This is a genomic window from Lactobacillus kalixensis DSM 16043 (assembly GCF_001434335.1).
Classification (GTDB): domain Bacteria; phylum Bacillota; class Bacilli; order Lactobacillales; family Lactobacillaceae; genus Lactobacillus; species Lactobacillus kalixensis.
The window spans coordinates 25,710-39,568 of the sequence record NZ_AZFM01000003.1 but is presented as its reverse complement, the minus strand read 5'-3'; the positions used below and the strand labels follow the sequence as shown (position 1 = coordinate 39,568).

General features: G+C 37.8%; 17 protein-coding genes. 2 read left to right on the top strand and 15 right to left on the bottom strand.

Translation table 11 applies throughout. The annotated features are described in order from the left end of the window. Nucleotides 1-4 precede the first annotated feature (4 nt). The 12 genes from secE to FC46_RS01550 form a co-directional block, all read right to left on the bottom strand. Nucleotides 5-175, bottom strand: a complete 171-nt coding sequence (gene secE, locus FC46_RS01600; RefSeq protein ID WP_057797297.1) for a preprotein translocase subunit SecE — start codon at nucleotides 173-175, stop codon at nucleotides 5-7. Nucleotides 176-182: 7 nt separating this feature from the next. After that, nucleotides 183-332 carry a 50S ribosomal protein L33 gene (gene rpmG / locus FC46_RS10000; RefSeq protein ID WP_083478000.1) on the bottom strand — a complete coding sequence of 50 codons (150 nt, stop codon included), beginning with the start codon at nucleotides 330-332 and terminating at the stop codon, nucleotides 183-185. An 80-nt stretch (nucleotides 333-412) separates the two neighbouring features. Further along, entirely contained in the window at nucleotides 413-1,927 is a 1,515-nt protein-coding gene (locus tag FC46_RS01595; RefSeq protein WP_057797296.1) for a gluconokinase, read from the bottom strand. 2 nt (nucleotides 1,928-1,929) lie between these two features. Next, nucleotides 1,930-2,562: a hypothetical protein gene (locus FC46_RS01590; RefSeq protein ID WP_057797295.1), complete on the bottom strand. Its 633-nt coding sequence runs from the start codon at nucleotides 2,560-2,562 to the stop codon at nucleotides 1,930-1,932. A 173-nt stretch (nucleotides 2,563-2,735) separates the two neighbouring features. Continuing rightward, the gene (locus tag FC46_RS01585; protein ID WP_057797294.1) at nucleotides 2,736-2,954 is read right to left on the bottom strand and encodes a P8 family protein; all 219 of its coding nucleotides are present in this window, start codon (nucleotides 2,952-2,954) and stop codon (nucleotides 2,736-2,738) included. 65 nt (nucleotides 2,955-3,019) lie between these two features. Beyond that, nucleotides 3,020-3,598, bottom strand: coding sequence for a sigma-70 RNA polymerase sigma factor region 4 domain-containing protein (locus FC46_RS01580; RefSeq protein WP_057797293.1), 579 nt, complete (start codon nucleotides 3,596-3,598; stop codon nucleotides 3,020-3,022). A 180-nt stretch (nucleotides 3,599-3,778) separates the two neighbouring features. Then, nucleotides 3,779-4,531 (bottom strand): 23S rRNA (guanosine(2251)-2'-O)-methyltransferase RlmB, encoded by a 753-nt coding sequence (gene rlmB, locus FC46_RS01575; RefSeq protein ID WP_057797292.1) that lies wholly within the window; start codon nucleotides 4,529-4,531, stop codon nucleotides 3,779-3,781. Beyond that, a complete protein-coding gene (locus tag FC46_RS01570; protein ID WP_057797291.1) occupies nucleotides 4,518-4,961 on the bottom strand; it encodes a Mini-ribonuclease 3 in 444 nt (147 codons plus the stop codon). Before FC46_RS01570 ends, rlmB begins: the two co-directional genes overlap by 14 nt. Continuing rightward, a complete protein-coding gene (gene cysS / locus FC46_RS01565; RefSeq protein ID WP_057797290.1) occupies nucleotides 4,954-6,378 on the bottom strand; it encodes a cysteine--tRNA ligase in 1,425 nt (474 codons plus the stop codon). The genes FC46_RS01570 and cysS overlap by 8 nt, the downstream gene beginning before the upstream one ends. Before the next feature lie 96 nt (nucleotides 6,379-6,474). Beyond that, the gene (gene gltX / locus FC46_RS01560; protein WP_057797289.1) at nucleotides 6,475-7,974 is read right to left on the bottom strand and encodes a glutamate--tRNA ligase; all 1,500 of its coding nucleotides are present in this window, start codon (nucleotides 7,972-7,974) and stop codon (nucleotides 6,475-6,477) included. A gap of 74 nt (nucleotides 7,975-8,048) precedes the next feature. Next, nucleotides 8,049-9,425, bottom strand: coding sequence for a DNA repair protein RadA (radA, locus tag FC46_RS01555; protein ID WP_057797288.1), 1,377 nt, complete (start codon nucleotides 9,423-9,425; stop codon nucleotides 8,049-8,051). After that, nucleotides 9,425-9,976: a dCTP deaminase/dUTPase family protein gene (locus FC46_RS01550; protein WP_057797287.1), complete on the bottom strand. Its 552-nt coding sequence runs from the start codon at nucleotides 9,974-9,976 to the stop codon at nucleotides 9,425-9,427. Before FC46_RS01550 ends, radA begins: the two co-directional genes overlap by 1 nt. Nucleotides 9,977-10,122: 146 nt before the next feature. On the opposite strand from FC46_RS01550, the gene FC46_RS01545 reads away from it, so the two are divergent. Then, nucleotides 10,123-10,425 carry a GNAT family protein gene (locus FC46_RS01545; RefSeq protein WP_057797286.1) on the top strand — a complete coding sequence of 101 codons (303 nt, stop codon included), beginning with the start codon at nucleotides 10,123-10,125 and terminating at the stop codon, nucleotides 10,423-10,425. 60 nt (nucleotides 10,426-10,485) lie between these two features. Beyond that, complete coding sequence (gene pepC / locus FC46_RS01540) at nucleotides 10,486-11,835, top strand: aminopeptidase C (protein WP_057797285.1); 1,350 nt, start codon at nucleotides 10,486-10,488, stop codon at nucleotides 11,833-11,835. Between the two features lie 50 nt (nucleotides 11,836-11,885). Here the strand turns inward: pepC and FC46_RS01535 are convergent, their stop codons facing one another. Genes FC46_RS01535 through FC46_RS01525 form a run of 3 tightly spaced genes read right to left on the bottom strand, consistent with a single transcriptional unit; the run spans nucleotide 11,886 to nucleotide 13,778 of the window. Beyond that, nucleotides 11,886-12,206, bottom strand: a complete 321-nt coding sequence (locus tag FC46_RS01535; RefSeq protein ID WP_057797284.1) for a metal-sulfur cluster assembly factor — start codon at nucleotides 12,204-12,206, stop codon at nucleotides 11,886-11,888. Between the two features lie 12 nt (nucleotides 12,207-12,218). Beyond that, complete coding sequence (gene sdaAA / locus FC46_RS01530; RefSeq protein ID WP_057797283.1) at nucleotides 12,219-13,100, bottom strand: L-serine ammonia-lyase, iron-sulfur-dependent, subunit alpha; 882 nt, start codon at nucleotides 13,098-13,100, stop codon at nucleotides 12,219-12,221. A 15-nt stretch (nucleotides 13,101-13,115) separates the two neighbouring features. Beyond that, the gene (locus FC46_RS01525) at nucleotides 13,116-13,778 is read right to left on the bottom strand and encodes a serine dehydratase beta chain (RefSeq protein ID WP_057797282.1); all 663 of its coding nucleotides are present in this window, start codon (nucleotides 13,776-13,778) and stop codon (nucleotides 13,116-13,118) included. Nucleotides 13,779-13,859: the final 81 nt, after the last annotated feature.

Genomic DNA, 13,859 nt, shown 5'->3' with positions numbered 1-13,859 from the left:
TTGCTTAAACGAGTCTTTGAATTAATGCGTTAAATGCCCAATCAAGTGCACCTAGATATATAGCAAATAAGAGTGATGAAATAATAACCGTTGTGGTGTCACGACGATTTTGTTTAAATGATGGCCAAGTAACAAGCTTCATTTCTTGACCGACACTCTTAAAGAATTTAATCATTCTGATTTTACCTCGTTTCTTTGTGCAATGTCATTTTTCCACAGTGTTTGCAAAATTTGTTCAACTCAAGTCGCTGAGTGCGATTCTTACTTGCGGTGATTGAGTAGTTTCTTGACCCACAAACGCTGCAGGCTAAGGCTGCCTTTTTTACTGCCATAAATCTCACTTCCAAACTTCCGTTATTCTACCAGATATTGCATTATAAAGCAATTGCAAGCCACTTTCAACAATATGATATTACAAAGTTTTATTGAATAATTCTGGATGCATACTTTGAAACTTAGCTATTTTTTCATAATGTTCCTGAATACTGTGAACAAGATCATTATAAATTGGTAAAAGTTCCTGATAAACTTGAACATTCTTTTCTTGTGGAAAATAGATCCGCTCTTCATTGATGTAATCGTTAATTTCTGCCATATCTTTACTTAAGCCTAACGCTAACCTAGCTAAAAACATAGCCGCAAAAGTACCACTTTGATCGTTATTCAAGGTAACAATCGGCACATTAAATACATCTGCAAGCATTTGTCTGACAAAGTCACTTTTAACAAAACCACCGGTAATACGGATAGCTTTTGGTTTACCAATATTTTCAGTTAATGCATGGCTTGCACCTAAAAGATTGAATATGATTCCTTCTAAAACGCTGCGCGCCATCTGCGGCTTAGTATGATTTCGCGTTAAGCCTACAAACGAGCCTCGAGCATTTGCATCCCAAATTGGAGCCCGCTCTCCTCCTAAGTATGGCAAAAACAATAGTCCAGCGCTACCTGCAGGCACAGTTTGAGCTAAATTCAAAAAGTCTTCTGCAGTATCTTCAGAACTTAAAATTACATTTTTAGCCCAAGCAAAGGAAATTCCACCGTTGTTAACTGGACCACCGAGTAAATATTGTTTTTCATCAACAGCATAACAAAAAAAGCGCGCCTTTTTATCTAAAACTGGTTGCCTAGTAATCGTTCTAACCGCACCTGAAGTTCCAACATTTAATGCATAGCTATGTTGATCCAAAACGCCAATTCCAATCGTCGACAAATAGCCGTCACTTGCACCTAAAACAATTTGCGTATCGTGTAAATTCAACTTCTGTGAATATTCCGGCAAAATTGTCCCAACGATAGCTACTGGCTGCATCAACTCTGGTAATTGCTCAGAATCAATTTCAACTGCTCTTAAAAGTTCAGGATCCCAAGTCAAAGTTTGCAGATTCAATAACCCTGTCCCAGCCGCCATCGGGATATCGATCGCCATCTTTCCAGTTAAGCGGAAGATCAAATATTCTTTGATACCTAGCCAATACTTAACTTTTCTATATAGCTCTTCATGTTTTTGCTTGAGCCAAATTAATTTATAAATTGGAGCCATTGGATGAATTGGCATCCCTGCTCGCTCATAGATTTGTTGTGCTAAACCACTACTTTTGGCTTCTTCTACAACATATTCTGCCCGATTATCGGCCCAAGTAATGCTATTGGTTAACAGCTGCTTATTTTCATCTAGCCCAATCAGCGAATGCATCTGGCTCGACCAAGAAATTGCAGCAATTTCTCCGCTCACCTTTTTGGCTAAAGTAAAAATCACATCTTGAACAGCATCAAAAATCAAATTAGGATCTTCTTCAGCTTGATCAACTTTATCCTGAATCAAAGGATATCCCTGCTGCATTTCTGCAATCGACTGACCGTTTTCATCATAAAGAGTTCCTTTTGTAGCAGTCGTACCAACATCCATTCCAATAATATATTTCATTTTTAACTATAAAACTTCTTCCATTTTTTATCCGTTTTATCTAGCCATGACTTCGGAGCATCAATATACTCCATTTCATCATATTGACATTTTGTCAAAAACAATCCTTCTGCTTTAGATATTTTTTTGATTAGCTTTAAATTATCGCCACGTAAATTAGTAAAGGTAGTTTCCCATTCATCCTTGATTTCCATAAAAAAGATATTATGATGCCGGTCTATAAACTTGATCGTCATATTATCTTGCCAATCCAGAATAATATGGTGGATAATTTCGTCTAATTTAGCTAGACCTATTTTTCGAATATTATAGCCAACGTACTTTTTATATTTCGTATCAAAATCACCTACTGGATCTAAATAAACTTCTGAATAATTATATTGCATCAATTCAAAAGCAATCTTGGTAACTGCATCTGCAAAAATTGGCAAATACTTCTCGTCTAGCCAATCTTCATATCCACCATCTTCATAGTAGAATTTCTGCATTCCCTTAGTGTAAATAGAAATATCTGGTTGATAATCCAAAATATAATACGGTGTATTTTCATACAAAAAATCTTGAATTGTTAATATTTCTTCAATGGTTTGCTTAGCTTTTTTACGTTTTTTCTTCAATTCTTTCTTTTTACTCATAATATTATTCATTCCAATTAAAGGTGGTTAATTTTCTTTATTTTCCACATTGTATTATGAGAACACTATTTTTTCAATTTTTTACAAAAAAAAGGCAGCTGCTAGGAGAGCAACTGTCTTTGGTGGTCAAACATGCGTGACCACGGTGCGTAGAACATTGTTGTTTAGTCGGATTACTTCTTAAGATTTTCGTTGACGAAGGCTTCGATCTTATCGTCAGAGTCTTTCAAGAACGGAAGCATATCTTCCTCCGTCTTCATGGTATCTTTACCATTCTTTTCCATGAAATAGTCCCAAAGGGCATCTCTGACTGGCATATCTGAATCACTCCAGTCAAAAGCTTCATTCATGTGACGGTCTAACAATGCAGTCTTTAAAATTTCGTCTGCCATCTTAAATTACCTCCTAATAATATCCTACAGACCTTATTATACAATAATTTACTTTAAGCGCTTAACTAAACGATCAATAATGTACGATCAAATTTCTGTTGAACCCGATTTGCAGCTCTTTTCAACTGAACCTCTGAATAATTAAAAAACTGCTTTGCGTCTTTATAAGTGAGTTCTCCAATTAAAACCTTAAACGCAGTAAGTTCTAATAAAGTCAATTCGCTGAAAAATTTATTTCCTTGCCAATAATCAATAATGCATATTTCCTCCATATTGTCTTTGTTTATTTCGATATCACTATCTTCTGTTAATTTTTCCAAAGATATCGCCTGCTCATTTGCCACCCGCGTTTTTGCCCGACTATGACGCAAAAATGAGATTGCTTTGTTGTGGAGCTGTCTTTTATAAAAAGTTCCAAATCTACCTCGACTATGCTCATATCTGAGGGCTGCCTCATGACAGCTAATCAACGCTTCCTGATCCCAATCTTGTGAATCAAAGCTCCTCATCCAATACATTTTTTTACTGTGCTCAACAATTGGTTTATGCAGTTCAAACAATTCTAAGAGTGCTTCCTCATTATTTTCAGCAACAGCTGCAATTAATTCTCTTTCCTTTTCCTCAGTCACTTTCACAATCTTCATAAGATAATTTTCTCCCGTATTTTTTCTCATGTTTAATACTACTGAGGATATTTCTATAAATAATCTTTTCTGAAGATTTTTGAAGCAGAAAGAAAAAATTGCACAAAAATAATGCTCAATTACTTATTTTTGTGCAAAAAAGGCTCAGAACATAAAAGTTCTAAGCCTATTAATTCATTATTATTTTAATGGATTTCTGCTGTTCAACATTTGGTATAACAAAATCCCCGTGGCTACACTAGCGTTCAATGATTGAACGTGTCCAACCATCGGTAGAGTCAAAGTTTGATCCATCTGCTTTTTAAGTAATGGTGAGATTCCTTTACCTTCATTACCAATTACCAAAACAGTTTTCCCATTAGCATTCCATTCGCGATAATCTGTCCCAGCCATATCGGTTCCAAAAATCCAATAACCGCGCTTCTTTAATTCTTTAGTTGTTTGAACCAAATTATTAACGCGTGCAACGGGCACATAGTCAATGGCACCAGTTGAAGTTTTAGCAACTACTGAAGTTAACCCAGACGCATGACGCTTAGGGATAATAATTGCATCAACACCTGTTGCATCAGCTGATCTCAAGATTGAGCCTAAATTGTGTGGATCTTCAATTGAGTCAAGCATTAACAAGAAGGCATCGCGGTTTTCATCGTCAAATTTATTGAGCAAGTTATCAAGATCAGCATATTCAAAACTTGAAACAGCTAAAACAAGACCTTGGTGATTACCACCTTGAACCAAACGATCAAGTTTATTTTTAGGTACTTCTTGAATTACTAACCGCTTTTTCTTAGCTAAAGAATAAACTTGGTTAGCAAAGTCTTCTTGAATACCATGTTGCAAGAAAACCTTATTAATTCGGTCTGAACCCTGAGTTTTCAAAAAATCAAGCCCAGCGTGTCGACCAAAGACAAAATCTTTATTTGAATTCATAATTATCTAGTCCACCATCCTCAACAGTCTTAATGCACCAAGCAACTAACTCATCAATTCTTGATTTTTGCCCAGCTAAATCCAAAAAGCCAATCATTGCTTCAAAACCGGTTGAAAGTTGGTAAGTCTTAAGACTAGTATTCTTAGCTTTTGTATGACTTTTACTATTTCTACCTCTTAAAAAAGCAGCTTGTTCTTCTTCAGAAATTAAACCGTCATCTTGCAACTTAGTGATTAACCCAGCTTGTGCTTTAGCAGAAACATAATGTGTCGCATCCCTTTGCAACATTTGCGGCTTCACAATTCCACCTTTAATTAAGTGACGACGAATATAAATTTCATAAACAGCGTCACCTAAATAGGCTAAAGTTTGCCCATTTAAAGTATTAGGATCGACTTCTTTTTCTTCGAGTTTTTTTATTTTAATCACGACTCCACCTTGTCCCTTGAGGGGTATCTTGAATAGTGATCCCCATTTCCTTTAATTGATCACGAATTTCATCGCTGCGAGCCCAGTCCTTATTCTTGCGGGCTTCATCACGTTCTTTAACTAAGTTGTCAATTTCATCATCATTAGTTGCTTCTTGTCGAGCAGCCAACTTTTCACAATCAATCCCGAAAATGCTGAGCCATTCACTGAGGTCTTGCTTGAAGTTTTCAAGTGCTTCTTTATCAACATTTGCTAAATTGGTATTGGCGTTAACAACTGGCAATACATCATAAATTGCAGTCAAAGCATTTTGAACATTAAAATCATCATCCATTGCCAAATCAAAGTTTTCTTTGGTTTGAGCGACAGCTTTTCTTAATTCATCTGACTGCTTTGCTTCAGTATCATCTTGCAAGCGAAAGTTAATGTTGGTCAAAGTGTTCTTGAAGCGATCAAGAATATTCTTAGCTTGTTCAAGATTTTCTTCAGAATAATTGATTTGACGGCGATATTGCACGCTTGCTATGAAGAAGCGCAAAACTTGTGGATCAACCTTCTTAAGAATGTCATGCACAGTCACAAAGTTATGAAGTGATTTAGACATCTTTTCTTGGTCTTTTCCTACAGTAACAAAACCGTTATGAAGCCAGTAATTAACAAACTTCTTACCAGTTTTTGCTTCACTTTGGGCAATTTCATTTTCGTGGTGTGGAAATTCCAAATCTTGGCCGCCGCCGTGAATATCGAAAGTGTCACCTAAGTATTTAGTGCTCATCACAGAACATTCAATGTGCCAACCTGGACGACCCTTGCCCCATGGTGAATCCCAAGCGATTTCATCTGCTTCTTTTTGAGCTTTCCATAAAGCAAAATCGATTGGATCTTCCTTACGATTTTGTTCTTCATCATTGATATGCTCTGAAGCGCCTTCTTCAAGTTGATCAATGTTTTGGTCACTAAGTTCACCATAATGGGCAAATTTCTTGGCGCGATAGTACACATCCCCATCGACTTCGTATGCGTAACCTTTATCAATTAAGGTTTGAACAAAAGAAATAATATCTTCAATTTCATGAGTAGCACGCGGATGAAGAGTTGCTGGTTCAACATTTAAAGCATCAGTATCTTCTAAAAAAGCCTTGATGTAGCGTTCTGCTAATTCTGGGACAGTTGTATTTTCACTTCTAGCCTCGTTAATCATCTTGTCATCAACATCGGTAAAGTTAGAAACATACTTAACCTTATATCCCTTGTATTCAAAATAGCGTCTAATAGTATCAAAGGCAATGACACTGCGAGCATTACCAATGTGGATATAGTTATAAACCGTTGGTCCACAGACATACATACTGATCTGACCAGGTACTAATGGTTTAAATTCTTCTTTTTGTCTTGTTAAAGTGTTAAAGACTTTCACGGTTTGCACTGTCCTTTCTTAAAATTGCTATTTTTATTTTACCAAAGAAAAAAGAAGCTGCACCTTTTGAAGGCAGCTTCTTTTAAAAAATATCAATTAAAGACCGTTTTCTTCCATTTGCTTCAAGGTTAAGTCTAAGTGACTCATCACTTTTTCCTTACCTAAAAGTTCCATGGCTTCACCGATACCAGGGCCAACCATTGATCTAGTAGTAGCGATTCTGATTGGCATAAATAACTTTCTACCCTTAATACCAGTTTCACGACGAGTTGCTTGGATAGCACCCATAATTTGAACTGAAGTAAATCTTGGAATAAGGTCCAATTGCTTCTTAAATTCTTCAATTGCAGGACGACCGTCATCGTTCTTGATTTCTTCGATTTCTTCGTCAGTCAAGTCCTTAGCATCTTCAAAGAAGATCTTGGCCATGTCAACAATTTGCTTTGTGTAAGACATTTGAACTGAGTAAATGTTTACTAATTGACGAACCCATTCCATCTTTTCTGGGGTTGGATTTTCATCAACAAGACCAGCTTCTTGTAAGTTGTTTAAAGCTAAGTCAAGCAAAGTATCACGGTCAGCTTGCTTAATGTATTGGTTGTTAATCCATTCAAGCTTCTTTTGGTCAAAGGCAGCAGGTGACTTAGACAAACGTGCTGGATCAAATTGCTTGATAAATTCACGTTGAGTAAAGATTTCGTTTTCACCAACTGGTGACCAACCAAGAAGAGTGATGAAGTTGAACATTGCATCTGGTAAGTAACCAAGGTCACGGTATTGTTCAATAAATTGAAGAACTGATTCATCACGCTTAGAAAGCTTCTTACCAGTTTCTGAGTTAATGATCAAAGTCATGTGACCGAACTTAGGTGGCTGCCAACCTAATGCTTCGTAAACTACCAATTGCTTTGGAGTATTTGAAACGTGATCATCCCCGCGAAGAACGTGGGTAATCTTCATCAAATGATCGTCAACTACAACAGCAAAGTTGTAAGTTGGCATACCGTCACGCTTTTGGATAACGAAATCACCACCGATAGTGTCACTTTCAAAGCTTAAGTGACCCTTAACAATATCGTCCCATTCATAAGTTTCCATTTCTGGAATGTGAATACGAACAACTGGCTTCAGGCCCTTTGCTTGTGCTTCTTCTTGAGCCTTCTTGATTTCTTCGGCAGTCATACCTTCATATTCATAAGTGTAGTGAGGTGCAATCCCCATAGCACGTTGTTCTTCACGTTGTGCTTCGAGTTCTTCCTCAGTCTTGTATGAGTAGTATGCCTTACCTTCATCAATCAATTGCTTGATGTACTTATTGTAAATATCTTTTCTTTCTGATTGACGGTATGGACCATATTCACCGCCCTTATCAGGACCTTCATCCCAATCGATACCAAGCCAGTGAAGGTTTTCCATTTGTGATTTTGAACCACCTTCAACGTTACGCTTTTGGTCGGTATCTTCAATTCTTAAAACAAAGGTACCCTTATTGTGACGAGCAAATAAATAGTTAAAAAGTGCAGTACGTGCATTACCAATGTGTAAGTGACCAGTTGGACTAGGTGCATATCTTACACGGATTTTTTCTTTAGCCAAAATTCATACCTCTTTCAAAAATAGTAGATTCAAACAAGAATAGTTTACGCGTTAAATAAGAAAAGTTCAATTGTTTAGCCAAAAACTAATTTTAAACCTTGAGCTACACTTGCAACTGGCACCACTTCGATGCCATAATTTTTCAAACTTGCGCTCATATTATGTCTTGGAATAAATATACGCTTAAAGCCCACTTTAGCAGCTTCTTGAATTCTTGAATCAATGCGATTAACTCGGCGCACTTCCCCAGTCAAACCAACTTCGCCAACAAAACAATCAGTCGGTGAAATTTCTTTGTTAGTGTAACTAGAAGCTACTGCCATCGCAATCGCTAAATCAATTGCTGGTTCATTCAGTTTAATCCCGCCAGTTGCCGTTAAATAAACATCCTGATTCTGCAACATTAAGTTGCCCCGCTTTTCAAGAACTGCGAGCAATAGAGCTGCTCGGTTATAGTCAATTCCTGACGTTGTTCTCTTAGCATAACCAAAAGCTGTCGGTGTTACTAAAGCTTGAATTTCTGCAAGCAGTGGCCGCGTTCCTTCAAGTGAAACGACCACAGCAGAACCTGTTGAATTTGGAAGTCGCTGATCGAGAAAAACTTCAGATGGATTGGTAACTTCACGCAATCCTTCGTTCACCATTTCAAACATACCGATTTCATTGGCAGCACCGAAACGATTTTTTACTGAATGCAGAATGCGGTAGGAATGGTGTTCATCCCCTTCGAAATAAAGCACTGTATCCACCATATGTTCCAAAATCTTAGGTCCGGCAATTGCCCCTTCTTTAGTCACGTGCCCAATAACAAAGACCGTAATTGCATCCATCTTAGCAATCTTCATCAATTCACTAGTAACTTCACGCACCTGTGAAGCAGAACCTGTCATCGAATCAAGACTTGGTTCATTCATTGTTTGAATAGAATCAATAACGACAAAATCTGGCTTAACCTCATCAATTTGCTCGCGAATATCATGCATGTCAGTTTCTGGATAAAGCAACATTGAACTGCCGCCAAGGCCTAAGCGATCAGCTCTTAACTTAATTTGATTGGCTGATTCTTCCCCTGAAACGTACAAAACTTTGTATTTTTCAGAAAGTTCACTCATTACTTGTAGCATCAAAGTAGATTTTCCAATTCCAGGGTCACCACCTATTAAGACCAGTGATCCTGGAACAATTCCGCCACCAAGCACGCGATTTAATTCTTCAGATTTTGTCACAATTCGCTCTTCTTTTTCAGCCTTAATCTTCGAAAGATTTACTGGTTCATTAATCCCAGTCTTCTTAATCAATTGACTTGGTGCAACTTTAGCTGAACGTTTTTGTACTTCTTGAGTTTCTTTTTCAAATTGATTCCAGGCGCCGCAGTTAGGGCAGCGTCCTAAGTAACTTGCTGAAATATAGCCACATGAGCGGCATTTATATTGTGTTTTTACTCTTGCCATTAATTCTCCTTATTCTTATTCGTTGATCCAAAGCCGCTGACACGTTCGCGGTTAATTGGATCATCATCATCTGTCTTAAGATATTGCATAAAAATTCCTTGGGCAATGCGGTCACCCTTGTGAATGTGAAGCGGTCTAACCCCGTAATTAATCATTTGGACGAAAATTTCGCCTTCATTATTAGGATTATTGTAGTAATCTGCATCAATTACCCCAATTCCGTTAGGTAAACTCAGATTCTTCTTGAAAGTATTAGATGAGCGATTTGCTAAAATCAGGACCTCATCATCTGGCATGTATGCCTTAAGCCCGGTTGGAACCAAAACTGGCTTTAAGATCTTATCTGCCATTTCGTAATCACGCTCAAACATCTGGTGACCATTTCTGATCAATCTAAAAATACGCACAAAATCTAAGCGCCAAATGCTTGGAATGACAATATCTTCGGCAGCCTCAAGATCATACCCGGCACTAGCCAATGTTTGCCTACGCGGCAAGGTGATATTTTGATCACGATATTTTTCTACAACTTCAAATCCACGTGTTTTCATTTATCTACATTACACTCCATGTCGAACTTCGTTTCTTTTTACAGCTATCTATTTTACAATGTTTTTATCAAAGTAAGAAGTAACAGAATTTCCTTACATAATAATATACGCAAAAAACACCAAATATTTTTTAGAAAAGGTCAAAAATGTCTGAAAAAATTGAAAAGAAAAAATATTTCACTTTAAAAACTAGTGATGATCAAATCACTTCAAGTACTGATATTGATTTAATTGAGCGAAAAGACGCTACAGTCTGGATAATGAATCATATTTTTTTAAATCCTGATGAACATGATCCACATGAATTAAGCCTGCTTATGGAGAAAGTAATTTCCTACATACAAGAATCTGGCTATCCAATCTGGCCACTTGATCCCATCGCTATTACTTATTTTGAAAAGCATCCCGAATACGAAACAATTTGGTACCACCGTCCATTTTCTAAATAGACGACATTATTTTTATAGGCTAAAATGTTCTTTAGATGTGTACATAAAAGGAGGATTTTTATGACTAAAGAAATCTCAAATGAAACTATTGAAAAATTTGAAAATGATTTAACTAACCACCCTGCATACAGAGTAGCTAGCCGTGCCGCTCAAGAAAACGGCATTTTCAAAGCTAGTCAAGATTTGCAAACTAAGATCGACCTTGACCCAACCTTCTCAATCGAAATTGAGACTGGTAAACCATCTGACCAAAAGCAATCAGGTCGCTGCTGGATGTTCAGTGCTTTGAACACCATGCGTCACCCACTTCAAAAGAAGTTTAGCTTAAAGGACTTCGAATTATCTCAAAACTACACTAACTTCTGGGACAAATTCGAAAAGTCAAACTGGTTCTTTGAAAATGTGATTGCTACTGCTGATAAGGACTTAGGCGATCGTAAGGTAGCATTCTTGTTCACCACTCCTCAACAAGATGGTGGTCAATGGGACATGCTCTGCGGCATTATTGAAAAATACGGTATCGTTCCAAAGAGCGTTTACCCAGAAACTGCTAACTCAACTAACTCCAGTGCTTTAAATGATACTTTGAACACTTTACTCAGAAAAGATGGTTTGGAACTTCGTAAGTTAGTTCAAGATGGTAAGTCAGAAGATGAAGTTCAAGCTCGCAAGGAAGAAATGCTTAACGATGTCTTCCGCGTTTTGGCAATTTCACTTGGTGTTCCACCTAAGAAGTTCAACTTTGAATACCGCGACGATGACAAGAATTACCACATTGACAAGGACATTACTCCTAAGGAATTCTTCGACAAGTACGTTGGTATGGACTTATCAAACCACATTTCCACAATTAACGCACCAACTGATGATAAGCCTTTCCACAAGGTATTCTCTGTGGAATACTTAGGTAATGTTGAAGGCGGTCGTCAAGTTCGTCACTTGAACCTCAAGATCGACGAAATGAAGGACTTGATCATTAAGCAATTGGAGAGCGGCGAAGTTGTTTGGTTCGGCTCAAACGTTGTTAAGGATTCTGAACGTCGTGCAGGTCTTCTTGACACTGACCTTTACAGAAGAGATGAATTGTTTGATGTTGACTTCACTATGTCCAAGGCTGACAAGCTTGATTCTGGTGAAAGTTTGATGGACCATGCAATGGTTATCACTGGTGTTGATATTGTTGATGGCAAGCCAACTAAGTGGAAGATTGAAAATTCATGGGGCGAAAAGCCAGGTTTCAAGGGTTACTTCGTCATGAGTGACAAGTGGTTTGACTCATTTGTTTACCAAGCAGTTATCAACAAGGATATCTTACCTGATGATTTGAAGAAGGCCTACGATGAAGGTGTTAAGGATCCAATTCAATTGTTGCCATGGGATCCAATGGGTGCTTTAGCATTTAAGTTTTAATTGACGGTAATTGAATATATTAAAAAAGTTAGAGGGAACAATTATTCTCTCTAACTTTTTTTCATCCCTAACGCTGCCTTAGCTGCATCACTCATCTTATCTGGCGTCCATACTGGATACCACACAAATTCCACATCGACATTCTTGACTTCTTCTACCTGTTTAACCGACTTACTAATCTCGTCAATCAAGTAGCCAGTTAGCGGACAAGCCGGTGTTGTCAAAGTCATATTGATTAGGCAAATTCCATCTTCATCTAGATCCAGCGAATAAATCAAACCCAAATTTACTACATCAATATTTAATTCTGGATCAATGACTTGTGACAGGCGATAAATGATGTCATTTTTGATCGTTTCTGCATCCCTCATCCAATCACCTTCCTATGCATCTTTACCAAAAATTCTCGCCTTAATTGCTTGTCCAGTTGGAGTACCGGCTAAGCCACCAATTCCAGTTTCTCTCAAAGAGGATGGCAAATCCTGACCGATCTTCTTCATTGCATCAATACATTCATCTGCTGGAATCACACTCTTGCAACCAGCTAAAGCCATATCAGCCGCAATCAATGCGTTACTTGCACCGATTGCATTTCGATTCACGCAGGGCACTTCCACTAGGCCTGCAATTGGATCACAAACTAGACCTAACAAATTAGATAAAGCAATGGACATTGCTTGTGCACTCTGATCCGGCGTGCCACCCGCAATTTCCACAGCTGCAGCTGCTCCCATTCCTGAAGCACTCCCTACTTCTGCCTGACATCCTCCAGTAGCTCCAGCAATCACTGCATTATTGGCAATCACTAAACCAAATCCACCGGCTGTGAATAAAAAGCGAATCATCTGTTCTTCTGTTAGTTCAAAACGCCTTCTTAGCATAAAAATTACGCCTGGCAAAGTACCGGAAGAACCCGCAGTTGGCGTTGCACAAATTATCCCCATTGCTGCATTAACTTCATTAGTTGCCACTGCGTTTTGCACAGCATTCATGATGAAATCACCAGATAAAGTCTTATGAGTTTGCCGATATTTTTTTATTTTCACAGCTTCTCCACCGGAAATCCCAGTTTTGGAGAAAACACCGTCGCATTCTTGCCCTTTTTCCACAGCTCTCTGCATCGTTTCCAAATTATATTTCATTCTTTGCCAGATTTTTTCTCTTGATAAGCCTGACATTTCACATTCTTGTTCGATTATTAATTCAGAGATTGGTTTTTGCTTTTTCTCTGCATCAGCTACGATCTCTTTAATATATTTATACATAGTTGCTTACTCTTTTTATAGGCAGATAATGTTTTTAAATTTCTGCTTTAATTCTTTAATTGTTGTGTCCTGCAGATAGTTAATCAAGTCATATTCATAGATTTTACTATTGCCAGATTTATAAATAATTTGTCTTTTAAATGGCGCATTCTTTTCTAAAAAATCGGTCAATTCCGCTTCTGATTCACTTTCTTGATCTTTTTCAATTTTTAAAATAATTGGCAAGGTACCCAAAGGCTTAATTGTAATGCCATAGATTACAATTTGACGAATTTCAATAACTCCTCCACCAATTGAACAGCCTGATAACTGCATTTTCTTACCAGGACCTGATAAATCCAAAATGGCTGTATTTGGGTGATTAATTGGGCTAGGTCCCTCTTCTTCGACAAACCTTAAGTCTACGCCCTCTTCTCGCGCAATCTCAGGTGCTTTAGGAACACGCAGATCATCAGCTGCAAAACCAAGAATACCAGCTGCAATCGCATAATCGGTCCCATGTCCGCGGTGCGTTTGAGCAAACGAGCCATAATAATGGACTGTCGCCTTTTTAGGGACGCCACCATATAATTTATATCCTTCTTGTCCAATAGCTACTGCACCTGCAGTATGTGAGCTAGATGGTCCAATCATCACTGGCCCAATAATGTCAAAAACGCTTCTATAATTCCCAGCCATTTTTCCTTCCTCCTGAATTCCAAGATTAGCACAAAGACAGCTAAATTCCTAGCGCATTAAAAAAGACTTAACTCCGAAAAA

Bases quoted from the DNA above. Each gene is read 5' to 3' on its own strand.
- FC46_RS01550 (WP_057797287.1), bottom strand. From the start codon at position 9,976: ATGAAAACACGTGGATTTGAAGTTGTAGAAAAATATCGTGATCAAAAT.
- pepC (WP_057797285.1), top strand. From the start codon at position 10,486: ATGACTAAAGAAATCTCAAATGAAACTATTGAAAAATTTGAAAATGAT.
- FC46_RS01590 (WP_057797295.1), bottom strand. From the start codon at position 2,562: ATGAGTAAAAAGAAAGAATTGAAGAAAAAACGTAAAAAAGCTAAGCAA.
- FC46_RS01525 (WP_057797282.1), bottom strand. From the start codon at position 13,778: ATGGCTGGGAATTATAGAAGCGTTTTTGACATTATTGGGCCAGTGATG.
- FC46_RS01595 (WP_057797296.1), bottom strand. From the start codon at position 1,927: ATGAAATATATTATTGGAATGGATGTTGGTACGACTGCTACAAAAGGA.
- FC46_RS01585 (WP_057797294.1), bottom strand. From the start codon at position 2,954: ATGGCAGACGAAATTTTAAAGACTGCATTGTTAGACCGTCACATGAAT.
- sdaAA (WP_057797283.1), bottom strand. From the start codon at position 13,100: ATGTATAAATATATTAAAGAGATCGTAGCTGATGCAGAGAAAAAGCAA.
- secE (WP_057797297.1), bottom strand. From the start codon at position 175: ATGATTAAATTCTTTAAGAGTGTCGGTCAAGAAATGAAGCTTGTTACT.
- radA (WP_057797288.1), bottom strand. From the start codon at position 9,425: ATGGCAAGAGTAAAAACACAATATAAATGCCGCTCATGTGGCTATATT.
- FC46_RS01535 (WP_057797284.1), bottom strand. From the start codon at position 12,206: ATGAGGGATGCAGAAACGATCAAAAATGACATCATTTATCGCCTGTCA.
- FC46_RS01580 (WP_057797293.1), bottom strand. From the start codon at position 3,598: ATGAAGATTGTGAAAGTGACTGAGGAAAAGGAAAGAGAATTAATTGCA.
- FC46_RS01545 (WP_057797286.1), top strand. From the start codon at position 10,123: ATGTCTGAAAAAATTGAAAAGAAAAAATATTTCACTTTAAAAACTAGT.
- rlmB (WP_057797292.1), bottom strand. From the start codon at position 4,531: ATGAATTCAAATAAAGATTTTGTCTTTGGTCGACACGCTGGGCTTGAT.
- rpmG (WP_083478000.1), bottom strand. From the start codon at position 332: ATGGCAGTAAAAAAGGCAGCCTTAGCCTGCAGCGTTTGTGGGTCAAGA.